Here is a 23,240-nt window from a genome sequence, read left to right on the forward strand (position 1 = left end):
CGATGATAGTGTGGCGAGACCATGCGAGAGTAGGACACTGCCAGGCTCTTAAACCCAAACCCCCGAGTCAATGCTCGGGGGTTTTCTTTTGTCCGTAGGATTTTTCGATAACCGTGGTTACCGACTGGTAAGCGTCAGTGATACGGGCCTTTGATCAATTCGCTTTCGACGGCCCGATCAGCTTTTAACGACCTGGATTTTCTGCACTTGCTGCAGTCGCTGATCGGCGCTCGGCCCGACGCGGATCTCGATGTCACCGGTCTCGAAGACAGGGTTCAGGTCGACGCCGAGAAAGGCCAGATCGCGGGCCTCGAAGTGATGCTCGAAGACGCGTTGTTCACCGGCGTTCAACCCGATCTTGCCGAATCCGCGCAGTTCGAGCACGGGGCGGGCGACGCTGGCGACCGGGTCGCGGCTGAAGATGAATAAGGTCTGCTCGGCGGTGTGTGTACCGTGATTGGTGACCGTGACCCGGATCCGGATACGGTCATTACGCGTTGCGAGGGCAGGCGTCACTTGCAAGTCGCTGAGTTCGAAGCGGCCGTAACTCAGACCATGTCCGAACGGATACAGCGGTTCGTTTCCGACATCGAGATACTTGCTGGTGAAAAAGTCGCCTTCGCTGAACGGGCGACCGCTCGGCCTTTGACCGTAGAAGATCGGCACTTGTCCGAGCGCGCGCGGCCAACTCATCGGCGTGCGTCCGCTCGGTGATACGGCGCCGGTCACGACGTCGGCGATCGCATTGCCGGCCTCGGTACCAAGGAACCAGGCGGCAAGCAGCGCGTGGCTCCTGCTGGCCAACTCAGGGATCACCAGCGGCCGACCCGAGAACACGATGCTGACCACGGGTATGCCGGCCTGGGCCGCGCGCTCGAGCACCGCTTGCGCGAATTCGGATTGCCGTCCGGGCAAGCTCGGGTAGGCGCGGCTGGCGGCTTCACCGCTCATTCGCATCGCTTCGCCGACGCACAACACGACAGCCTCACTGCCGTCGATCAGCGTCAGTGCAGCATCGACGCCGTCTTGGTCGTCGCCCTGTATCGACGTCCCGGTCGCATAGCGCAATTCGACGTCGGGCATGGCGTGGCGCAAGCCGGCCAGCACGCTGACGTTGGGTTCGTTTTCACCTGCGGCCCACCAGCAACCGCACATCTCGCTGGCAGCGTCGGCGAGTGGCCCCAGCACGGCGATGCGACGCGTCGTGCGTGGCAACGGCAGCGTCTCGCCGTCGTTCTTCAGCATGACGATCGACTTTGCAGCGACGCGGCGTGCGATCTGGCGGCGATGCAGTAGCGCGTCGGCCGTCTCGACGCGGCTGCTGCGCCGGTACGGGTCATCGAACAAACCGAGCTGCTCTTTGAGCTTCAGAACGCGACGGACGCTGGCGTCGATCTGATCCATCGTCACCAAGCCGCGTTCCAGTGCGATCGGCAGGCCTTTACGGTAGGCGTCGGCCATCATGTCGATGTCGATGCCGGCATTGAGCGCGAGCACAGCGGCTTCGACGAGGTCTGCGGCCACACCATGACGGATCAGTTCGCCGATCGCGTTGTAGTCGCTGACGAGCACGCCATCGAATCCCAGCTCGCCACGCAGGTAGTCGCGCAACAAGCCTTTGTGCGCGCTCATCGGGATGCCGTTCAGATCGGTGAAGGCCGGCATGATCGTCGCGACGCCGGCGTTGACGGCCGCAACGAACGGAGGCAAGTGCACCTCGCGCAACGTTCGCTCCGAGATGTCGACCGACGCATACTCGCGCCCGGCGTTGACCGGCCCGTAGGCGCAGAAATGTTTGGCACAGGCTGCGATCCGGTCAGCGGCGGCAAGATCGCTGCCTTGGAAGCCCTTGACCTTGGCCTGTGCCATTCGCGACGCAACGAAAGCGTCCTCGCCCGATCCCTCAGCGGTGCGGCCCCATCGCAGATCGCGGGACACATCGAGCATAGGAGCAAAGGTCATCGCCAAGCCATCGGCTGCGCCCTCGGCGGCGGCTTCGCTTGCTGTCAGCTCCCACAATTCAGGGTCGAACGTCGCCGCTTCGGCGATCGGCAGCGGGAACAGCGTTCGATGTCCATGGATGATGTCGAGGCCGATCAGCAGCGGGATGCCGAGACGCGATTCTTCGACGGCGATCTTCTGTACTTCACGCGTCGGACCGGGGCCGACGATGTTCAACAGATTGCCGACGCTGCCGTCGCGGATCGAGTCGGTCGAATCACCGACGATGATCGGGCCGGTGACCGCATAGCCTGAGGCGGTCATCGTCATTTGCCCGAGCTTCTCGGACAGCGTCATGTCGCGTATCAGTTGTTCGATGCGGCTCATCGGCTGGATCCTGTCGTCGGACGGCGGTTCTTGGTGATGATAGGACGAGCCATCATCGTTTGCTCTAGCACGCGTCAGCAGTGAACGGCGGGTGGTGAACCAACGCTGACCCGTCCACCCGGTGGGTCTGCAGCGCGGCCCGCCTTGCCAATGACGAGGCTTGATATGCCAAGCTGTCGGCCCGTCCGTTCGACCGCGTCCGACAGGAGAAGCAATGTCTGCAGCAGATTCGGCTGATGCCGCTCCGATGTACAAAACATGGTCTGCAAAGGAACTCGCCGGGCTGTCCGATGAGGCACTGATCGATGCGGTGCAGCGCCAGACATTCGAGTTCTTCTGGCACGGCGCGCATCCGGTCAGCGGTCTTGCGCCGGACCGTCGCACGACGCGCGATGCGCCGGTCGACGATCTCGTGGCAATCGGCGGTTCGGGCTTCGGCGTGATGGCCATCATCGTCGCCGTAGAGCGCGGCTGGGTCACGCGCGACGCCGGCGTGGCGCGCATCAACCGCATGCTCGACGTGCTATGCCGCGCCACCTGCTATCACGGCGCGTTCCCGCATTTCATGAACGGCCTGACCGGCGCGACGATTCCGTTCAGCCGTAAGGATGATGGCGGCGACCTGGTCGAGACGGCGTTGCTCTTCCAAGGCTTGCTTTGTGCGCGGCAGTACTTTGACGCGGATACGACGGCCGAGGCGTCGATACGCGGCCGGGTTACCGGCTTGTGGGCTGAGATGGAATGGGATTGGTATACGCGCGACGGCCGCAAGCTGCTGTACTGGCATTGGAGCCCGTGGAACGGCTGGGCGATGGACCATGAGATTCATGGCTGGAACGAATGCTTGATCGCCTATGTGCTGGCGGCGTCCGCGCCTCGCTATCCGGTCGATCCGCTGGTCTATCACCGCGGGTACGCCAATGGCCGCGACTTCATCAACGGCAAGCGCTATTACGACGTCGAACTGCCGCTGGGACAGCCATACGGCGGCCCGTTGTTCTTTGCGCACTATTCGTTCTGCGGCATTGATCCGCGTGGTTTGCGCGATCGCTACGCTGATTATTGGCAGCTCAACTGCGCTCACGTACAGATCAATCGCGCCTACTGTGTCGATAACCCGAAGCAGCACAAAGGCTATGGCGCGGACTGCTGGGGACTGACGGCCAGCGATGATCCGTTCGGCTATTCGGCGCATGCGCCGGACAACGACAACGGTACGATTTCACCGACGGCAGCGCTGTCGAGCCTGCCGTATGCACCTGACGCCGTGCTGCAGACGCTACGTGGCTTTCTGAATCGTCATGGCGACCGGATCTGGGGGCGCTATGGTTTCGTCGACGCCTTCAGCGAGCAGCACGACTGGGCAGCCGATACGTTCCTGGCGATCGACCAGGGTCCCATCATCGTCATGATGGAGAACCACCGCAGCGGGCTACTGTGGAAGTTGTTCATGGGGATACCGGAGATCCAGCAAGGTCTGCGCCGCCTCGGCTTCTCCAGTCCCCACCTGACAGCCAACGCCACATGACGGTGACACATACCGCGCCCGACTTCGATCACTGGCTGACCCAGCAGGTCAGCCTGAGCGCGCAGTGGATGCAGCGCAGCATCTCGGCTGTCGACCGGGTCAAACACCGGCCCGGTTTTGGTCAGTCGATTCGCCCCGAGCGCGGCTCGATCATCGCGTCCCCGGTGTTTGCGGCGTATGACCCGGACCCGGACTACGCCTTCCATTGGTTTCGCGACTCCGCCGTCGTCATCGATGCGATGCGCTTGTTGTTCGAACAAGGCGTGATCGACCAGCAGCAAGCAGAGAGCTTGATCGCCGACGCTGTCGACTTCGCCGAGAAGCTGATGCAGCTCGACGGCCGAGCGCTGGCTCTGGACTCCAACTGGCGGGCACAGGTGCAGCCCGACTTCGTCCAGTACTTGCGCAGCAACGAAGAGCTCGCTGCGGTCCACGGATCGTCGGTGCTCGGCGAAACTCGGGTCAATCCCGACGGAAGCCTGGATCGAACACGATGGGCGCGCCCGCAGTACGACGGTGCGCCGTTGCGCGCGCTGGCGATGCTGCGCTGGCATCAATCGCCGATGACGACATTGCCGGCTGGATTGGCGTCGCGATTGTCAGCGCTGATCGATCACGATTTGGCCTTCACTTGCGAGCATGCCGATCTTCCATCCTTTGATATCTGGGAGGAAGAATGCGGCCTGCATTACTACACGCTGCGTGTCGCCGCCGCTGCACTTGGACAAGGCGCAGCCTGGCTACAGTCCCGTGATCCGACTCTTGCGCAGCGGTATCAGCAGCGCGCAGCGCAGTTACGCGGGAAGTTGGATGCGTTTTGGTTCGAAGATCAGCAGTTTTATCAGTCGCGCTTCGGCGAAGGTGATCGTCCGTCGCCCAAGGCGCTCGACATCGCCGTGATTCTGTCTGCGGTGCATTGCGGCGAGACGACCGGCACGCACACGGTCGACGATCCGAGAATGCAATCGACGTTGGCGCGACTCGATGCCTTGTTCGACGCACGTTACTCGATCAACCGTCTACGCGCGGACGGCGAGGGACCAGCGCTCGGCCGTTATGATGGCGACGTCTACTATTCGGGCGGCGCTTACTTCTTCTCGACGCTCGGCGCGGCCGAGTTTTGCTACAAGGCTGCGCGACATGCTGCTGACGGCCGTCCTTGGATCGAACGCGGAGACGGCTATCTACGCACGGTACGCCGCTATACGGCACCTGACGGTGCGCTGTCCGAGCAGTTCGACCAGCACGACGGTGCGCAGACGTCGGCGCGACATCTGGCTTGGAGCTACGCCGGGCTGATCAGCAGCGCGGATGCACGGCGCCGCGCACTGCTGCCGGTCGGATGACGTCGAGCACCCGCTCAGGATCGGCTGCCAGCGCCGTCATTGACGCGGAGCTGGCGGCAGCGCGCGAAGCCGGCTTTGGGCGACAGATCGGCTCGCTACTGGCGGCGTTGCGCGGTTCGCCTGTCGGCAAGGTGCTGATGCTGCTGGCGGCCGCGATCGTCGCCGTGGTGCTCGCGACCGGCTACGGGCAAGTGAGATTGAACATCTGGAACAAGAATTTCTTCGATGCATTGTCGCGTCGAGACTTCTCCGACTTCCGATTGCAGCTCGGCGTGTTTGTCGTGATCGCCGGTGGATTGCTGATCTTGAACGTTGCCCAGAAGTGGCTGGTCGAAACGCTGAAGCTACGTTTGCGCGAGGGTCTGGTGCGTGACCTCGTCGGCCATTGGATGCTGCCGCGGCGTGCTTTCTGGCTGGCCCACGCCGGCGCGATGGGCGTCAATCCTGATCAGCGCATGTCCGACGACGCGCATAACCTGTGCAATCTGTCGGCGGATTTGGCGGTGGGCTTGCTGCAGGCCTCGATTCTGTTCTTGAGCTTTGCCGGCATTCTGTGGGTGCTGTCCAACGACTTCAGCTTCCGTATCGGTGACGCCGATTACGGCGTGCCAGGATTCATGCTGTGGGCGGCGATGCTGTACGCCGGTGCCGGCTCGCTGCTGAGTTACTGGGTCGGACGCAGCTTGATCGGTCGCAACTCGGAGCGCTACGCGCGCGAGGCCGATCTGCGCTTTGCGTTGGTCCGTATCAATGAGCATCTCGACGGCATCTCGCTGGCGGCCGGCGAAGCCGACGAGAAACGCCGACTCGATGCGCATCTGGACGACGTGCTCGGCGCGATGCAGCGGCTGGTGCGCGGTCTGACGAATCTGACCTGGGTTACCGCGAGCTTCGGCTGGTTCACGACCGTCGCACCGATTCTAGTGGCTGCTCCGCTGTTCTTCTCCGGCAAGATCTCATTCGGCGGCTTGATCGCTGCAGCGGCGGCGTTCACGCAAGCGCAGTCGTCTCTGCGTTGGTTCGTCGACAACTTCAGCATCATTGCCGACTGGCGCGCGACGCTGTTGCGCGTCGCCAACTTCCGCCAGGCACTCGTCGCCAATCATCAGCAAGTCGATTTCGCGAGCCGGATCGAATACGTGCAAGGCGAGGCCGGCGTGCTGCGCATCGACGATCTTCAACTCGAATCGCCGGCCGGGCGAGACCGGCTTTTGGAGTCGGCCATCGAACTGCGACGTGGCGATCGCGTGCTGATCGCGGCCGAGCCGGGGACCGGCAAGACGCTGCTGTTTCGTGGTCTTGCCGGACTATGGCCCTGGGGTAGCGGGCGCATCGCCAATCCAGCGGGCGAGGCGATGGCCTACATGCCGCGCGGCACGCCGTATCTACCCAGCGGAAGCTTGCGCGAAGTCTTGGCGTATCCCGCGACGACGACCGTCTATGACGATGTGCAATACACCGGGGTGCTGCAACGCTTGGGTTTGGAGCGGCTCTTGCCGCAGCTGGATGAGACACGGCGCTGGGATCGCGAGCTCAGTCAGGATGAGCAGCAAAGCCTCGCATTCGCGCGCGTTCTGCTTCAGGCGCCGCCTTGGCTGATCGTCGACGATGCGCTGGGCTCGCTCGACGAGGACGTGTTGGCCCGCGTGCTCGACATTCTGCGCCACGAACTGGCGCAGACCGGCGTCGTGCATATCGGCGCTTCTGTGCAGGGAAGCGAGGCTTTCTTTACTCGCACGCTGCACTTGGTCAAAGCTCGCGGAGCCCCAGCGTGACGCGACGTACATCACCGGCGACGCGGCGTGGCTGGATGGCACGTCTGTCGTGCTGCCTGCTGTTGTGGCTGTGGGCGCCGATGGTGCTGGCGCAGACCTTCGAGTTCGCGCCGCCGCCGACCGTCGAAGACGCCGCCACGCCCGCTGCCATGCGAGATCTGGCGGTGCGCTTGCTGCCGGTCTATCAAGATCCCGACATCCAGCGCTATCTGGCGACGTTGTCGATGCTGCAGCTGGTGGCCGGTAACGATCAGGCGGCCGCCGACACGCGCCAGTCGCTGCAACAACGGCGCCGGCACATCGATGCCGGCCATGATCCTGGCACCGGACGCCGGGTCGATCTCTACGCCAGCGCCCGATCAATCGCCGTTCGTGAACAGCGGCCTTACGCCGATGCGCTGGCGCAAGCGTTTCGCGACACCGCAGCGGCGCTCAGCGATCAGCAGGCCTATCAGTTCGGCGTGTCCCTGCGGGCCTCCGCAGCACCGCTTCGCGACCCCGTACAGCGCGCGTTCGAACACGCTCGCAGCCAGCGCAATTCGCTGACCCAAGCCGAGGCGCTCGAGTTGATCCGCGCATATCTCGCCTACGAGGCTCAGCGCAGTTTCACGGTCCACGTCGCGCCGCTGATTGCCGAGGACGATGCCAAGCGCTACCGCGTCGACGCGGCATTGACGATACCGGTCGGGGGCAAGCGGACACTGCAGGCGTATTTGTTGCGCCCGCGCGATGCCGGCGCCGAACGCCGTGTCGCGACCTTGCTGGAATTCACGGTGGGACCGGGCGCGATTGAAGCCGCGCGCGCTAGTGCGGCGCACGGTTACGCAGGCCTGATGGTCACTGCACGCGACAGCGCCGTGTCGACCGCAGGTAAGTCGCTGCGGCCCATGCCGTTTCAGACCGAAGACGACGATGCGCGTGCCGTCATGCGCTGGGTCGCGCGTCAAACCTGGAGCGATGGCCGTGTCGGCATCACGGGCAGTGGGTACGGCGCTGTCTCGGCATGGATGACGGCGCGCAAGCCGCCGCCGCAGTTGGCGGCCATCGCGATCAGCGATCCGATGGTGCCGGGCGTCAACTTTCCAATGGAGGGTCGAGTCATGAACAGCAGCGCGCTGCGCTGGCTGAGCGACTTTGCCCGAGGCGGTCCCGACCCGGCGGCCGACACCGCATGGGCGGCGGTCGACCGAGCGTGGTTTCGTAGCGGCAAGCCGTACACCGCGCTGGAGCGTCAAGCGCGGGTCGACAGCGCCGCGTGGCGAACCTGGCTGACCCATCCGAGCTTTGATCGCTATTGGCAAAACCGCTTGCCTACGGCCCGGCAATTCGCGCAACTGGCGGTTCCGGTACTCAACATCAGCGGCTATTACGCCGATGCGGGCATCGGTGCCGGCTGGCTGTTCGAACAACATCGACGGCAGCGACCGCAGGCCGAGCACCGCTGGCTGATCGGGCCCTACACCGATGCTGCACAGCCGGAGCCGGTGCTGCGCGGGCTTGCGATCGATGCGGCGGCGCTGATCGATACCCGTGAGCTGCGCTTGCAGTGGTTCGATCACGTGCTGGGCAAGGCGCCGCTGCCAACGATGCTGCGCGACGCCGTCAACGTGCAGCTGGCCGGTGCCAATCAGTGGCGCCACGCGAATAGCGTCGATGCACTGTCGTCATCACGGATGCGGCTTCACCTGGTTCCCCCCGAGCCGGGTCGCGAACGCGGAGCGCTGCGGGGAGCGGCGCCGGCCGTTGAACGCAGCCACGAACAACGCATCGCCTTGGCCGACCGCCGCGACGCCCCGCTGCCGCCACCCCCGGCGCTGCTGACGCGTCAGATCGATGCGGCGTCAGCGCTGGTCTATGTCAGTGATCCGCTCGCGCAGCCGACGGATGTCGCCGGTCGCATTGCCGGCATGCTGGACTTCACGATCAACCGCATGGACGTCGATCTGAGTTTGGCTTTGTACGAACTCAGCGCCAGCGGCGACTATTTGCTGATCAACGACCCCTACGAATGGCGCGCCAGCTACGCGGCTGATCCGCGACATCGACGCTTGCTTCAAGCGGGCGTACGGCAGCAGCTGCCGTTTCGCAGCGAAGCGCTCAGCGTGCGGCGCATCGCCGTAGGCAGCCGTCTGGTGCTGGTCGTCGGCGTCATTCGGCGCGCCGACCGCCCGACCAATTACGGTAGCGCGCGCGACGTCAAAGAAGTCGCAGCGTCCGATATGCGCTCGCCGATGAAGATTCGCTGGTACAGCAGTAGCTATGTCGATCTGCCGCTGATCCGCTGAGCTACTGCAGCCTCGAATTGCCGACGCCGGTCGTAAGTGCGGCGCGGATCAACCGGCGTCGACGCGCCAGCGGTAGCGGTCCATCGGCGCGTACTCGCTGGTCAGCGTGCCATCGGCGCGCAGCAATCGGAGCACCACATCGCCAAGGCCGGATCGCAGCTTGTTGGTGGCTTCGGTGAACGTATCGCGGTTGACGATCTCGACGACGGCACGGCGTGGCGCCCGCTTGAGCCGGCTGATCGCCTCTTCGTCTTCGATCATCACGGTTCCCACCGCCGGCAATGGCGCGGAGTTGGCGAACACCGGGGAGCTGGGAATGCCGGCGCGTGCCAGGCGATCTTTCTCGTCTTCGAGTGCCCGCTCGGTGGCTGCGATAGCCTCGCGCAGCTGTGCCTGTGCGGCGCCGTAACGCTGCTCGACCTCGGCCGCAATCCGTTCGCGGGCCACGCGCAGTGATTCGCGGCTGAACTCCTCGGCCTCGAAGCGCAAAGCCAGCAGTGCATCGTTGGCTTGATTGTAGGCACGCTTGAGCTCGCCGAGCTGGCCGGGAGGCGGCAGCAACTGCAGGGAATCGGGTGCGGTCGTACTCATGCGGGTCCTGGTGGCGACGCGGCCGGGTTGGGTCCGCGTTGCCACACAAGATAGCCCAATGCGGCCGCCGCGACGCAGCGGCCGCCGTAAAAAAAGCCCCGCAGTAGCGGGGCTGTCAATGCCTGTACGGGTCGAGGGGACAGGCGCGTCTTGGGGAGACGGGCTTAGCGTGCCAACGCCTTGCTTGCGCGGGCATGAATCCCCGACGTGGCGGCATCCTGAGGCAGGAAGACGCTGAACCAACTTGGCGCGCATTCAGAGCCGCGCCGGCCAGCAGGACCCGGCCATCCGACGACCCGCCTACCAGCGCTCCACCCACTGGTCGGCGCCGTGTTCGCGAAGAAGTCGGTCAAGCTCGCCCAACTCGATCGGCTTGACCAAGTGATGATCGAACCCGGCTTCCAGCGAGCGCTGCCGATCTTCGACGTGGCCCCAGCCGCTGGCAGCGATCAGCAGACAGCCGCGTCCCCAGGTTGCGCTGCGAATCTGCCGCGCGACCTCGTAGCCGTTCATGCCCGGCATCGCGATATCGAGTATCACGACGTCCGGTTGCAGCGACCGGGCCAGATCCAGTGCCTGAATCCCATCATTGGCGACCGATGCGTGATGGCCGATCAAGTCCAGCATCATCGACAAGCTGCGCGCGGCATCGACGTTGTCGTCAGCGACCAGTATCTGCAGTGCGATTGTTGGTCGCTCCCGTCGAGGTGCGGTCGCAACGGGTGCCTCGGCGTGTGCGGGATCGGCCAACGGCAACACGACAACAAACTCGCTACCGGTACCAGGCCCTTTGCTGCGGGCTTCGACGTGACCGCCGTGCATCTCGACCAAGCGCCGCACCAGAGTCAGACCGATGCCCAGGCCGCCGCCGATCTGCGTGTGCGATCGATCGACTTGGGTGAACATGTCGAAGACGCGTTCCAGCATGCCTTCGGCAATGCCGACGCCGTTGTCGCGAACGGCGATCCGTACTTGCTGCTGGTCACGCAGCACATCGGCGTGCAGTTCGATGCTGCCACCGCGCTCGGTGAACTTGGCTGCGTTGTTCATCAGGTTGGCAAAGATCTGAACGATTCGCGTTGGATCGGCCAGCAGTTCGATGGGCTCGTCTGGTAGATTGACGTGTAGATGGTGTCCCGCCTGCTCGATCAGCGGCCGACTGGTTTCGATCGCGTCTTCCAGTGCCGTTTTCAGCATCATTCGGCTGCGGCGCAGCTCGACGATGCCGCGGCTGACGCGCGAAATATCGAGCAGGTCGTCGATCAGGCGCACCATTTGTGCCAGCTGGCGCCCCATCATTTCGCGTGCAGACGCGATCACGTCTTGATGGTCCGGCGCCAGGTTCATCAGTTCGAGCGCGTTCCGGATCGGTGCCAGCGGGTTGCGCAGTTCATGCGCCAGAGTGGCCAGGAATTCATCCTTGAGGCGGTTCGAATCACTGAGCTTTTCGGCCATCGCGCGGTAGCGCGCCTCGTTGGCTCGCAACAGAGTCTCGGCGCGGACGCGCTCAAGATGCGCCCACGAACGCTCTGCAACCGCTTGCACCAGCGCGATCTCGCTTTGTGACCAATGGCGCGCATTGGATGCGTGCACGGCCATGATGCCGCGAAGACCGTCACCCTTGATCATCGGACACCAGATCAGCGCGCGTGTCAGCAGCCGCTTGAGCAGATCGCGACCGGTTGCCGTCATCGCTGGCTCGGCGTCGACATCATCGACGACGAAGCTTTCGCCGCGTTCGAGTATCGCTGCAGCCTGATGACCGAAGCTGGCCAGCGAGTACTCGCCGACGATGGTCGGGTAACCCGGCGCTGCCCATTCGTGGCGAATCGTGAAGCGGTCTTGCTCCGGTTCGATATCCGCGTAAGTGCAGCGAGCGACGCCTAGATGTTCACCGAGCAGATAAGTCGTCGACTGCAGGATCTCGCGCGGGTCCGCCGCCATGCGCGTCACCTGGCCAATCTGGTCGAGCAGCCGAAGCCGGCGACCCCGATCATGCAGCGCGGCATCGGCCGCGACCCGCTCGGTGACATCGGTGGCCAATACCAATACGCCACTGGCGTCGCGCAGTGGCCGGTAGGCGAAGTCGATGCAGCGTTCGACGCAAGTGCTATCGGCTTGCAGCTGAAGCAGACAGCGTGTTGCCGGTGCGGTCACCAAGCGACCGCTGAGACGGGCTTGCTGCACCAGTGCCAAATGATCGGCCGCGACCGCAGGCGGGAGAAGATCGCGGATCGTCGCGCCCGGTATCGCGCGGTAGCCGAATAGCTGGGCAAAGCCGGCGTTGATCAAGCTTAACCGCAGGTCGGCGCCGATCAGCGCCATCGAGGCGGGCGACTGATCGAACACGTCGCGCATCCATTCGGCATCGGCTGCGGTCGACGTCACGATGTCGACTCCGACGGGATCATCGGCTGCCGCCGTCGCCATGACCTGCATGATCTTGTGACGGCCAGACGGTGTTCAGCAGTTGCGCCAGCCGCGCGCCGGCCCGGATGATCGCTTGCTGCTGCAACGCGGCTTGATCGCGCTGGTAACGCGCGCGGTCGACGAACTGCAATTGCCATTGTCCAGGACGCTGCGGATCTGCAGTGTAGGCGAGCCCATTGAACGCGCGCCTTGCGACCTGCAGGCTCTCGGTGGCCCAAATCATCGGCCAGCGGTCGATCGGCGCTGGGCTCGGCGGCACGCGTTGCGCCTGTCGAACCAAGGTGGCGTCGGCAATATCGCCGAGACCGTCCGGAATGCGGTCCCAAGCGGCGTGCAGATTGCGTCCGGTCTGCGGATCCCGCAGCGCATTGCCGCCATGTGTGTCGGCATCCGAATGCAGCGTCTTTCCGTTGGCATCCGGGTCGAATGGCTGCGCATCGGTGTTCAGGTAGACCGAGCCGACATGCAGTGGCTGATGCAGGTCACCGACGAAGTGCGCCAGCATCAACAGCGCTTCCTTGGTGTCAGCGATCCTGAACGGTGGCGGGCAGGGCTTGCCCTGCAAGACCGCGATTGCCGCTGCAATGGCACCCACGATGTCGTCGTCACGCGTTCCCAGCCAACGCCGCTCGTAACGGCGGTGCTGGATGGCCACGTCGGTGTAGTGATACCGGCCATGGCAAGGGCCGCCGCCGGCTCCGTCGCAAGTCTGCCAATGACGACGTGCGTAGTCTTCGAGCCGGGCTTGTTCCTGAGGTGATTCGAATGCCGTGCAGGGTGCATGGTATTCGGGATGCTGCGGATCGAGGGTGTACCGGTACTGATCGCCATCCCGCTTCACATTCCGTACGCAATCGGCCCACGGTCCGGCTGTGCGCAGGTCATACCCCAGGTCGGTCAAGACGTGCTGCCGCGCGACCGGGTTCAGCTGTTGGTCAGCGATCGCGCCGATGAGCCGGTGAGCGGCCGCATCGAACGCATGAGCGCGTAGGCTCAATGTCAGCAGCACTGCCGTCAGTCCTACGATGAGCCGCGGTTGCATCGGTTCATTCCTCGCTGTCCGTCGTCCATGCTATTGCAAACCCGGTCGCCGCTCATCGTAACGCTTGTTGATGCCGACGCCGGGTTTGAGGTGTCCCGCGCTTGACCGACATCAAGGCGGCCGGCGGCGTGGGCCTCCAACATGTGGGCTCGCTCTCGTGGGATGAAAGGCATGTCGAAGCGCATTGCGGTGATTGCCGTTCAGGTCGACACACCGGCGGCCGAGGTTGCGGCGCTGTTGACCGACACCTACCGCCTCGCCGCCGAGCGCGCCGGTCACGATGTCCGTCAGATCATCGTCGACGAGTTGGAGATCCCGTCGCTGCGCACACTGGCCGACTGGGACAGCGAGCCGCTGCCGGATACGGTACGTGCGGCTCAGGATGTCATTCTGTGGGCCGATCATTTGCTATTGGTCCATCCGCTGCACCATGGCGCGATGCCGACATCGCTACACGATTTCGTCGAGCAGGTATTCCGTCCAGCATTTGCACTGGATATGTCACGGCGCGCCAAGCTCGACCGACCCGCGCGCAGTGCGCGGCTCGTGGTGACGACCGATATGCCGACCTTGATTTATCGCACGCTGATGTGGGCTCAAGGGCTACGTGGTTGGCTGCAGCCGCTGCTGAAACTGGTGGGCATCACGCCGGTGCGCACGACGCTGATTGATGGCAGCAGCGGCGTTGACTCGTCGCCTGTGCAGCGCAAATGGCTGCCGTTGATGAGTCTCTACGGAGCGCAAGGCAACTAGCGCGCGGCGCTGAGCCCGCTGCTGCGCCCATCGAGGCGCTTGACCGCCAACACATCGCAGGGCGCCCGATGCATCAGTGCCCTGACGGTACTGCCGAGCTGTGCCGGTTGGCTCGCATCACCGCCTCCGTCGACACCGATTACCAGCACATCGGCGGCCAAATCGGCCGCCAGCTCGCTAAGGCCGGATACGGCCGGGCCGGCGCGGAAATGCACTTGAGCGGCGGGTAGACGGAACTGCTGCGCCAGTACCTCAAGTGCTTCGCGATCGTTGCGCATCAACGCAGCGAACAAGCTGCCGCCAAAATCATCGGCGATACCGCTGGGAACCAAAAAGCCATAGAACAAATGCAGTACGGCGTCGCAGGCGTCCGCCAGCTCGCAAGCTTGCCGGACCACTTGCTGATTCAACTGCTGGTCGCCCGACACCGAAACGTCGACGGCGGCGATCACGACTTTTGGAACCGGACGTTGTGCTGGCCCAACCAGCAGTACCGGCCGCTGCGAGCGATGCAGTAACTGCCAGTCCAATGGCGACAGCGTCAAAGGCAGCAGCGGCGTATCGCGCTCGACGTCTCGGATCACCAAGTCGTGTTCACTGTCGGCAATCAGCGCCAGCGCCATGTCGGTTGGGCTGTCGGCCCAGATGACCTGGGTACTGACACCGATCCGATGCGCACGCAACACATTGGCCTGCTCGTCGAGCCATTGGCGACGTTGTTGCAGGAAGGCTTCGACGTCGACGGTGGCGTCGCGGTCAATCAGCGCTATGTGCAGGCTCGCGCCCGTCGTCAATGCCAGCCAGCTGGCGCGATGGAACGCAGATGTTTGCTGCAACGCCGGCGAGGCCAGCAGCAGAATGCGGCGGTACAACCCCATGCGACAAACCCCTTGAGCGCGTCGGACTTCGCCAGTACAGCCTGACGCAAGAATCGTCCCCCTTCGACGACACGCTTCAAAGTACCGCGATGAGGCGATGCCGAGTGTGCTTCATTTGTAGTAGATCATCGCTACGGAGCCGTCATCGTCGCCGACAGCGGGCGTCGTCAGTGTCAGATGTCGCGGCGTTCACCCACTGGCATCGGTCGTCAGCGTAAGCTGCACCATGTCGATGCCAGTTCGCCTAGCACCGGCATTCCGGAGGCGATCCACAGGCCGCTGAGCATCAGCATGGTCGCGCCGGTATGGCGACGCTGTGCCACGGACCAGCGTCGCGCTAGACGCGGGCCGATCCCTGACATCGCCAGCAGCAGCGGTGATGTGCCGATGCCGAATGCCAAAGTCAGCATGCCGCCCTGGATCGCGTCACCGGCCAGCGTCGCAAGGCCGAGTACTGCCCACAGTAACGGGCAAGGGAGCAGTCCCCAAAGCAGGCCTCGCATCCAAGCCGGCACCGATTCTGCCCGCAATGACCACGGCGGTTTGCAGCAAGCCGGACGCGGGCGCGCTGCACGCCATTGAAGCGCCCCGAAGATCAGCAACGCCACAGCAGCGGCCAGACGCACCTGATCAGGATGAGCGTAGCGCTGCATCTGCAGCATCAAGCTCCCACCGATCCCGCCAGCCAACGCGCCGAGCAGCAGATAGCTGAGCAGACGACCGCCATGAAGCTGCCATTGAGCGGATCGCTGAGTGCCGGCCAGCTGGGTCAACGGCGCACACATCAGCGCGCAATGAGGGCTGGCGCTGATGCCCATGACCAGCATCGCGGGTACGCCGAGTACGATGCCGGCCGCTGGCAGCCAGCTGCTCAAGATTCTTCGTCGGGCAGTTGCCCGCTTAACTCGTCGAGTCGCTCGAACTGCCGTCCGTTGACGGCGACGACGAAGAATCCAGCGGCGATCGCTGCAAACAGTGCGCCCAGCGGCACCAGGACGTACAAGCTGCTCATGCGCAGGCCAGGTCGGGCGACGTCGTCGCCGTTACGCGGTGCGATGGAACCGAGAGCCGTAGTGCATTGGCGACGACGACGACCGAGCTGATGCCCATGCCGAGGGCGGCAAGCCACGGCGTCACGCTACCGGCCAATGCCAGGGGAATCGCCGCTACGTTGTATAACGCCGCCCATGCGAGATTTTGTCGAATGATGCGCCGGGTGCGCTGCGCAATTCGGTAAGCCTCCGGCAGCGCCGACAAACTGGCCGTGGTCAGCAGCAGCGCAGCGTGCGTCTGAGCCAGCGCGCTACCGCTGACCAGCGATGTCGATACATCGGCGGCGGCGAGCGTCGGCGCGTCGTTGATGCCGTCGCCGATCATCCATACACGCGATCCGGCCGTCTGCAAGCGGCGTAGCAGCGCCAGCTTGTCGCCTGGCTTCAGTGCGGCGCGGTAGTCGGTGATGCCGAGCGTTTCGGCAACCGTGGCAACTGCACTGGCGCTGTCACCACTCAGAATGACCGGACGCAGGCCTTCGGCGCGAAGCGCCTCGATACCAGCACGAGCGCCAGGACGCAGCTGATGTGACAGGCCGAAGCGAGCGATGCAGCGGCCATCGCGGATCAGGTCTAGCCAAGTCAAGCCACCCGCCTGGTGATCGCGGGGCTCGCTGCTGATCAACTGCATCGACGCATTGTTGATCCAGCCTCGTACGCCGCGTGCCGCCAGCGTTTCAACGCGGTCGGCTTTGATCATCGGCTGCCGATCCCGAAAAGCGGTTGCCACTGGGTGTTGTATGTCGCGTTCCAGCGCAGCGGCCATGTCGAGGCAGTCGTCGGCGCTGTAGCCGTCGGCCGGCTGTACCGAAACGCAGCGCATTTGACCGGTTGTCAGCGTTCCCGTCTTGTCAAAGCAGACGGTGTCGACGCGCGGCAGCTGCAGCAGAGCGTCGGCGCGAGTCAGCAGGACGCCACTGGAGGCGAGTGACGAGCCGGCTGCGGCGAGCGCTGCGGGTGTTGCCAGTGACAGCGCACAGGGACAAGTCACCACCAGCACGGCCAGCATCACTTCAAACGCGACATCGGGACCGGTCGGCCACCACAGGATGGCACCCGCTATTGCAGAGGCCAGCACCGTTACCGTGATCCACCGTGCGATCCGATCGGCACGCTGTTGCACCTGCGGTCGATACTGCTGCGCGTGGTGAATCAGTCGCTGGATATGGGACAGCTGCGTTGCGGTGCACACGGCAGTGACCTGTACGCGCAGCGCCGAGCTTCCAGCATTGATCGAGCCGGCCATGACCATCTCGCCAGCGCATCGTACCGCGGGATCGGCTTCGCCCGTCAGCAGCGACTCGTCGACCTCGGCGCAGTGGCTGAGCAAGCGGCCGTCGGCCGGAACGGCAACGGCGGGCGGGACCACGACGATATCGCCGTGGCACAACTGTTTGCTGTCGATTTGCTCGACGCTGCCATCACCACGCTCACGACTTGCCGTCAACGGCTGTGCGCCTGCCAGTTCGCGTAGTCGCTGCTGTGCCAGTGCCCGGCCACGGCCTTCGAACCAGCGCGCCAGCAGCAGCAGGAAAACGAACATCGTCACCGAGTCGTAGTAGACATGGCCGCGCTGCAGCAGCAGATTGACTCCGCTGGCCACGTAGGCCAGCAGCAGCGCCAGGCTAATCGGCACGTCCATGCCGAACCGTCGCGCTCTGACGTCGGCGAGTGCTTGTCGCAATATCGGCCAGCCGCTGTAAACCAATACCGGCGTGCTCATGGCCCATTGGGCGTAGCGCATCGTCAGTTCCATCGCCGGTTCGATCGTGCCGGATTCGGTGTAGCGCGTGGCCGCCAGCATCATCACCTGCATGCCGAGTACGCCGGCGATGCCCACGCGTATCAGCAGCTGGCGACGCTCACGCTGCGCGATACGAATATCGGGCCGGTCATCGATGGGTTCCGGCCGAAACCCGCAATCGGCAATCGCCTGCATCAGCTCGGACGGCCGTGCCGCGGCTTCGTCCCAGCCCAACTCGACACTGCCCGTGCCCAGATTGACTTGAACGCGCCGGCATCGGCTGGCCAACGCCTGCTCAATGCGTCCGACGCAACTGCTGCAGTGCATCCCGTGCACTCGCAGCAGCATCTCGCGACCGCCCGAGCCGCCGATATGACTGACCTGATCGATCAGCGGCGCGGCGTCATAGGCCGACCAGTCGAGTTTGTCACCCATGGCAAGTCGCTCAATGACCGGCCTGGACGACATGACCGAAGCGATCGACGCGCACGCTCTCGTGCGCCGGGGAATTCAAGGCCAGCAGCAATGTGATCGCGCAGGCAACCACCGCGACGAACGGCAGTCCGACAACCAGCACCAACTCCAGCGACCAGATCCTGCCTGACTTGGAAGGCGTGACGCCTGTGACTTCGGCTTTGGGTTTCATTGCGAGGCTCCGATGAAGCTCGCATCGTGCGTCTGGCGCAGCTCCGGCGCATTGACGCCGCTCAATACGAATCGGATCTTCTGTACGCCGCGTGCCTGCTGCGCCGGCAGCAGCGCGCCGACGACCAGACTCTCGGTGCTCGATGCCGCAACGCGCACTTGTGTCTCGGACAGTTCCAGCAGCTGACCGTCGGCGCGCAGCGCCTCGATATGCAGGTCGACCGCGTCGTCGCTCTTGTTCGCAATTTTCAGCGTGTACAGATTGGCGATGCGGCCGTCGGCCAATTCGCGATACAGCTGCCGACGGTCTCGCAACACGTCCAAGCCCAAAGGCGATCGTGTCAGCAACAAGCTCGAGAAGCCGGCCAGCACCAGCGCCCAGACCAAGGCGTAGCCCATCAAGCGAGGCCGCAGCACGCGGGCGGTCCCGGTCTGCGTATGGCGCTCGCTGGTGTAACGCACCAGGCCGCGTGGCTTGCCGACGCGATCCATCACGCTGTCGCAGGCATCGACGCAGGCAGCGCAGGCGATGCATTCGTACTGCAAGCCTTTGCGGATATCGATGCCGGTGGGGCATACCTGCACGCAGAGCGTGCAGTCGATGCAATCACCGGCGGGCCGATCGGTGAGCCGGGCACCCGTCTTGCGCGGTTCGCCGCGTCGTTCATCGTAGGCGACGATCAGCGTGTCGCGGTCGAACATCGCCGATTGGAAGCGGGCATAAGGGCACATGTACTTGCAGACCTGCTCGCGCATGAAGCCGGCGTTGCCCCAGGTGGCGAAGCCGTAGAACAGCGCCCAGAACAGCGGCCAGCCGGCGAGGCTGCCTTGCACCACTTGATGCAGTAGTTCGCGAGCCGGAATGAAGTAGGCCACGAACGTCAGGCCCGTCAGCAGAGCGAACCCGGCCCACATGGCGTGCTTGGCGCTCTTGCGCGCGATTTTCTTTGCGGTCCAGCGGCCCTGATCCAACTTTTGACGTTGGTGGCGCTCGCCTTCAGCGAGACGCTCCATCCACATGAAAGCCTCGGTCCACACGGTCTGCGGGCAGGCATAGCCGCACCAGAGTCGTCCGGCCAGCGTCGTGAACAAGAACAGCGTCATCGCGGCGACGACCAGCAGCACCGCGAGCAAGAATAGATCCTGCGGAAACAACGTGACCGACAGTAAGTGGAAGCGACGCGACGGCAGGTCGAGCAGAACCGCCGGGCGCCCGTCCCATTGCAGCCAAGGCAGCAAGTAGTAAATGGCCAGCAGCGCTACTGCTGCGTAGCGGCGCAAGCTGGCATAGCGACCCGACGCGGCACGCGCATAGATCTTGGCCTCGGACGCGTACAGCGCCCCCTCGATCGGTGGCGGGTTCTTCATGGTCGGGCGTCCTGATCGCAACGATCCGGCGGTGCCGCCAAGCTCAGCGCGCAGACCACCGGCACCAAGCAGCACAGCCAGCACAGCAAGAACCAGCGACCCAGCAAGGCCCAGCTGAATCCTTCACTGTTGAGCCGTGGTGCCAGCACCAGGAGCAGCATCGTGACGATCACCGCGCCGATGAAGCTGCTCCAGCCCGCGATGGCCAGCATCCAGCGCGATGATGCCGCTGGCCGACGGCTCACGGCTGGCCTGCGGACGCGACAGCCGGGGCATTCAGGCTGAGCACGTAGCTGGTCAGCAAGCGGCGCTGCGTGTCGCTCAGCGTCGCTTCGAAGCTCGGCATCTGGCCCTTGCGTCCGTACAGGATCGTCTCGCGGATTGCCGCGTCATTGCCGCCATACAGCCAGATATCGTCGTTCAAGCGCGGGGCCCCGAGCAGCGGGTTGCCGTTGCCATCGGCGCCGTGACAGGCGGCGCACGTGCCCGCGAACTTGCGGGCACCGACCTGATATTCGGTGCCGTCGGTCCGCTTGGTATGCCAGTCGCGCACATAAGCCACCAGCGACTTGAGCTGTTCTTCGTCGAGCGTGCCGAAGAACGTCGGCATCTGCCCGCCACGACCTTGCGTGATCGATGCGTAAATCCGCTCGGCGTCGCCGCCGTACAGCCAATCGCCATCCGCAAGGTTCGGAAAGCCCTTGGCACCGCGTGCATCGACGCCGTGGCAGCCGGCGCAGTTGGATTGGAACAGCTTGCCGCCGAGTTCGACGGCAGCCGCGTCGTGACGCAGATCGGCAATCTCGCGTTGGTCATACGGCTGGTACAGCGCCTGGCGCTGCGCTTGCGTCACAGCGGCGCGCTGATCGTGCTGTGCGGCCGATGACCAGCCGAGGCGGCCGGGGAGATTGCCAAGGCCTGGATACAGCGCCAAGTAGATGGCGCCAAAGATGATCGTGATGACGAACAGATTGAGCCACCACCGCGGCAGCGGATTGTTGTACTCGCGCAGGTCATCATCCCAGACGTGACCGGTATCGGCCGACTCGCCGGGTGTGCGCTTTGCGGTCCAGATCAGCAGCCACAGACAACCGATGATGTTGGCCACCACCAGGACGATAACGACGATGCTCCAGAACGGCGTCATGACGGCAGCTCCAGTGGGGTTGGGGATTCGTCCTGGATCGGCAGCTTCGCAGCGTCATCGAAGCTCGACCGACGGGACGGGGAATAGGCGTAGTAGCAAATGCCCAGGAAGCTAGCGAAGGCGAGGATCGTCACCAGTGCTTGCACGAGCCCGTGATGCAGGAAGTGCACGTTCATGGCGCCATCCGGCTGGGGAGGGCGCTGGCGCTGGTCGCGGCCAACGGCTCGCGTGGCGATGCCTTGAGGCTTTGCAGGTACGCGATCAGCGCGTCGAGCTTGCTCTTGCCGTCGACTTGCGTGGCCGCTGCCGCGATCGTCGCGTCGTCGTAGGGCACGCCGACGCGACGTAGCGCCGTCATCATCGCCGCGACCTCGGTGCCATCGAGACGATCGTCGGCCAGCCAGGGATAGCCGGGCATGTTCGATTCAGGCACGACGTCGCGCGGATTGAGCAAGTGCACGCGCTGCCAGTCGTTGCTGTAGCGGCCGCCGACACGTGATAGATCCGGGCCGGTACGCTTCGATCCCCATTGGAACGGATGGTCGTAGACCGACTCACCGGCCAGGGCATATGGACCGTAGCGCAAGGTTTCATCATCCAACGAGCGCACTTGCTGCGAATGGCAGCCGTAGCAGCCTTCGCGCACATAGACGTTACGGCCGGCAACTTCCAGCGCCGACAGCGGACGCACGCCGGGTGCGGGCTGCTCCATGTGGCTGCCGACCAGCAGCGGCACGATCTCGACAAAGCCCCCGACCGAGATGACCGCCGCGATCAGGACCGCCATCAAGCCGATGTTGCGCTCGAGTTTTTCGTGTCCGCGACTCATTTGAGGGCTCCTGCCAGTTGTGTGTTCGGCACGTTGGCGTTGGGGATGGTGATCGCAGCGCCTTGTACGGTCTTCCAGACGTTCCAGGCCATGACCACCATGCCGGCTAGATAAAGAGCGCCGCCAGCAAGACGAACCGCGTAGAAAGGATGCGTAGCGACCAGCGACTCGATGAAGCTGTAGGTCAAGGTGCCGTCGGCGTTGGTGGCGCGCCACATCAGTCCTTGCATGACGCCGGCGATCCACATCGCGACGATGTAGAGCACGATGCCGATCGTGGCCAGCCAGAAGTGCAGATTGATCGCGGGGATGCTGTGCATCGCGGGCTTGCCGTACAGCTTGGGTATCAGCGCATACAGCGAGCCCATCGTGATCAACCCGACCCAGCCCAGCGCCCCGCTGTGAACGTGTCCGATGGTCCAGTCGGTGTAGTGCGACAGCGAGTTGACGGTCTTGATCGACATCATCGGACCCTCGAACGTGCTCATGCCGTAGAACGACAGCGACACGATCAGGAACTTCAGAATCGGATCTTCACGCAGCTTGTGCCAGGCGCCGGACAGCGTCATCACGCCATTGATCATGCCGCCCCAGCTCGGTGCCAGCAGGATCAGTGAGAACACCATGCCCAAGCTCTGCACCCAGTCGGGCAACGAGGTGTATTGCAGGTGATGCGGGCCGGCCCACATGTAGGTCGAGATCAGCGCCCAGAAGTGGACGATCGACAGCCGGTAGCTGTAGATCGGCTTACCGACCTGCTTGGGGATGAAGTAGTACATCATCCCGAGAAATCCAGCGGTCAGGAAGAAGCCAACCGCGTTGTGCCCGTACCACCATTGCACCATCGCATCGACGGTGCCGCCGTAGACCGAGTACGACTGCGTCATCGAAAACGGCATCGACAGGTTGTTGACGATATGCAGCACGGCGATCGTCAGGATGAACGCGCCAAAAAACCAGTTCGCCACGTAGATGTGATCGACCTGGCGCTTGATGATCGTGCCGAAGTACACCACCGCGTAGCTGACCCAGACCACGGCGATCAGCAGATCGATCGGCCATTCGAGCTCGGCGTATTCCTTGCCCTGGGTGATGCCCAGCGGCAGCGTGATGGCGGCGGCGACGATCACCGCCTGCCAGCCCCAGAATGTGAACATCGCCAGCCGCGGCAGAAACAGGCTGGTGCGACAGGTTCGCTGCACGATGTAGTAGCTGGTGGCGAACAAGCCCGACCCGCCGAACGCGAAGATCACGGCGTTGGTGTGCAGCGGACGCAGCCGCGAGTACGTCAGCCACGGCGTGTCGAAGTTCAGCACCGGCCACAACAGCTGGGCGGCGATCAGCACGCCGACGAGCATGCCGACCACCCCCCAGAGCACAGTGGTCAGCGCGAAGCGGCGGACGACTTCATCGTCGTAGCGGGGAACAGGTGGAGCGTGGGCAGCGGACATGGCGGCTTGCAAAGTCGGATGAGGTGGCCGGCAGTGTCTGAGCCGGTG

The 23,240-nt window shown here is 64.1% G+C and carries 20 protein-coding genes; 5 read left to right on the top strand and 15 right to left on the bottom strand.

Annotated elements, in window-relative coordinates; genetic code table 11:
* Positions 1–177: 177 nt before the first annotated feature.
* Positions 178–2,328: a glycoside hydrolase family 3 N-terminal domain-containing protein gene (locus tag BUB09_RS10620; RefSeq protein ID WP_072897530.1), complete on the bottom strand. Its 2,151-nt coding sequence runs from the start codon at positions 2,326–2,328 to the stop codon at positions 178–180.
* A 247-nt stretch (positions 2,329–2,575) separates the two neighbouring features.
* On the opposite strand from BUB09_RS10620, the gene BUB09_RS10625 reads away from it, so the two are divergent.
* From BUB09_RS10625 to BUB09_RS10640, 4 genes are read left to right on the top strand one after another with little or no spacing between them, the layout of a single operon-like run.
* Positions 2,576–3,856, top strand: coding sequence for a glucoamylase family protein (locus BUB09_RS10625; RefSeq protein ID WP_072898004.1), 1,281 nt, complete (start codon positions 2,576–2,578; stop codon positions 3,854–3,856).
* Entirely contained in the window at positions 3,853–5,202 is a 1,350-nt protein-coding gene (locus BUB09_RS10630) for a glycoside hydrolase family 15 protein (RefSeq protein ID WP_072897531.1), read from the top strand. Before BUB09_RS10625 ends, BUB09_RS10630 begins: the two co-directional genes overlap by 4 nt.
* Positions 5,199–6,977 carry an ABC transporter ATP-binding protein/permease gene (locus BUB09_RS10635; RefSeq protein ID WP_084083355.1) on the top strand — a complete coding sequence of 593 codons (1,779 nt, stop codon included), beginning with the start codon at positions 5,199–5,201 and terminating at the stop codon, positions 6,975–6,977. The genes BUB09_RS10630 and BUB09_RS10635 overlap by 4 nt, the downstream gene beginning before the upstream one ends.
* Entirely contained in the window at positions 6,974–9,262 is a 2,289-nt protein-coding gene (locus BUB09_RS10640) for a CocE/NonD family hydrolase (RefSeq protein ID WP_139250250.1), read from the top strand. Before BUB09_RS10635 ends, BUB09_RS10640 begins: the two co-directional genes overlap by 4 nt.
* A gap of 48 nt (positions 9,263–9,310) precedes the next feature.
* Here the strand turns inward: BUB09_RS10640 and BUB09_RS10645 are convergent, their stop codons facing one another.
* From BUB09_RS10645 to BUB09_RS10655, 3 genes are all read right to left on the bottom strand, one after another.
* Positions 9,311–9,853: an intermediate filament family protein gene (locus BUB09_RS10645; RefSeq protein ID WP_072897535.1), complete on the bottom strand. Its 543-nt coding sequence runs from the start codon at positions 9,851–9,853 to the stop codon at positions 9,311–9,313.
* A gap of 300 nt (positions 9,854–10,153) precedes the next feature.
* Entirely contained in the window at positions 10,154–12,241 is a 2,088-nt protein-coding gene (locus tag BUB09_RS10650) for an ATP-binding protein (protein ID WP_175550175.1), read from the bottom strand.
* 19 nt (positions 12,242–12,260) lie between these two features.
* Complete coding sequence (locus tag BUB09_RS10655) at positions 12,261–13,325, bottom strand: S1/P1 nuclease (RefSeq protein WP_072897539.1); 1,065 nt, start codon at positions 13,323–13,325, stop codon at positions 12,261–12,263.
* A 171-nt stretch (positions 13,326–13,496) separates the two neighbouring features.
* Between BUB09_RS10655 and BUB09_RS10660 the strand changes: the two genes are divergently transcribed.
* Positions 13,497–14,078: an NAD(P)H-dependent oxidoreductase gene (locus BUB09_RS10660; protein ID WP_175550176.1), complete on the top strand. Its 582-nt coding sequence runs from the start codon at positions 13,497–13,499 to the stop codon at positions 14,076–14,078.
* Here the strand turns inward: BUB09_RS10660 and BUB09_RS10665 are convergent.
* From BUB09_RS10665 to ccoN, 11 genes are all read right to left on the bottom strand, one after another.
* Positions 14,075–14,956 (bottom strand): universal stress protein, encoded by an 882-nt coding sequence (locus tag BUB09_RS10665; protein WP_072897542.1) that lies wholly within the window; start codon positions 14,954–14,956, stop codon positions 14,075–14,077. The genes BUB09_RS10660 and BUB09_RS10665 overlap by 4 nt on opposite strands.
* Positions 14,957–15,165: 209 nt before the next feature.
* Entirely contained in the window at positions 15,166–15,831 is a 666-nt protein-coding gene (locus tag BUB09_RS10670) for a sulfite exporter TauE/SafE family protein (protein ID WP_072897544.1), read from the bottom strand.
* Entirely contained in the window at positions 15,828–15,968 is a 141-nt protein-coding gene (gene ccoS, locus BUB09_RS17005) for a cbb3-type cytochrome oxidase assembly protein CcoS (RefSeq protein WP_072897546.1), read from the bottom strand. Before ccoS ends, BUB09_RS10670 begins: the two co-directional genes overlap by 4 nt.
* Positions 15,965–18,187, bottom strand: coding sequence for a heavy metal translocating P-type ATPase (locus BUB09_RS10680; protein ID WP_072897548.1), 2,223 nt, complete (start codon positions 18,185–18,187; stop codon positions 15,965–15,967). Before BUB09_RS10680 ends, ccoS begins: the two co-directional genes overlap by 4 nt.
* Before the next feature lie 10 nt (positions 18,188–18,197).
* Complete coding sequence (locus BUB09_RS10685) at positions 18,198–18,398, bottom strand: hypothetical protein (protein ID WP_072897550.1); 201 nt, start codon at positions 18,396–18,398, stop codon at positions 18,198–18,200.
* On the bottom strand, positions 18,395–19,765 hold the full coding sequence (gene ccoG, locus BUB09_RS10690; RefSeq protein WP_072897552.1) for a cytochrome c oxidase accessory protein CcoG: 1,371 nt from the start codon (positions 19,763–19,765) through the stop codon (positions 18,395–18,397). Before ccoG ends, BUB09_RS10685 begins: the two co-directional genes overlap by 4 nt.
* Positions 19,762–20,010, bottom strand: a complete 249-nt coding sequence (locus BUB09_RS10695; protein ID WP_139250251.1) for a hypothetical protein — start codon at positions 20,008–20,010, stop codon at positions 19,762–19,764. The genes ccoG and BUB09_RS10695 overlap by 4 nt, the downstream gene beginning before the upstream one ends.
* Entirely contained in the window at positions 20,007–20,912 is a 906-nt protein-coding gene (ccoP, locus tag BUB09_RS10700) for a cytochrome-c oxidase, cbb3-type subunit III (protein WP_072897557.1), read from the bottom strand. Before ccoP ends, BUB09_RS10695 begins: the two co-directional genes overlap by 4 nt.
* A complete protein-coding gene (locus BUB09_RS10705) occupies positions 20,909–21,088 on the bottom strand; it encodes a CcoQ/FixQ family Cbb3-type cytochrome c oxidase assembly chaperone (protein ID WP_072897559.1) in 180 nt (59 codons plus the stop codon). The genes ccoP and BUB09_RS10705 overlap by 4 nt, the downstream gene beginning before the upstream one ends.
* Positions 21,085–21,741 carry a cytochrome-c oxidase, cbb3-type subunit II gene (ccoO, locus tag BUB09_RS10710; RefSeq protein ID WP_072897561.1) on the bottom strand — a complete coding sequence of 219 codons (657 nt, stop codon included), beginning with the start codon at positions 21,739–21,741 and terminating at the stop codon, positions 21,085–21,087. The genes BUB09_RS10705 and ccoO overlap by 4 nt, the downstream gene beginning before the upstream one ends.
* Positions 21,738–23,192, bottom strand: a complete 1,455-nt coding sequence (ccoN, locus tag BUB09_RS10715) for a cytochrome-c oxidase, cbb3-type subunit I (RefSeq protein ID WP_072897563.1) — start codon at positions 23,190–23,192, stop codon at positions 21,738–21,740. The genes ccoO and ccoN overlap by 4 nt, the downstream gene beginning before the upstream one ends.
* Positions 23,193–23,240: the final 48 nt, after the last annotated feature.

It is taken from the genome of Hydrocarboniphaga daqingensis (assembly GCF_900129825.1).
Classification (GTDB): Bacteria; Pseudomonadota; Gammaproteobacteria; order Nevskiales; family Nevskiaceae; genus Hydrocarboniphaga; species Hydrocarboniphaga daqingensis.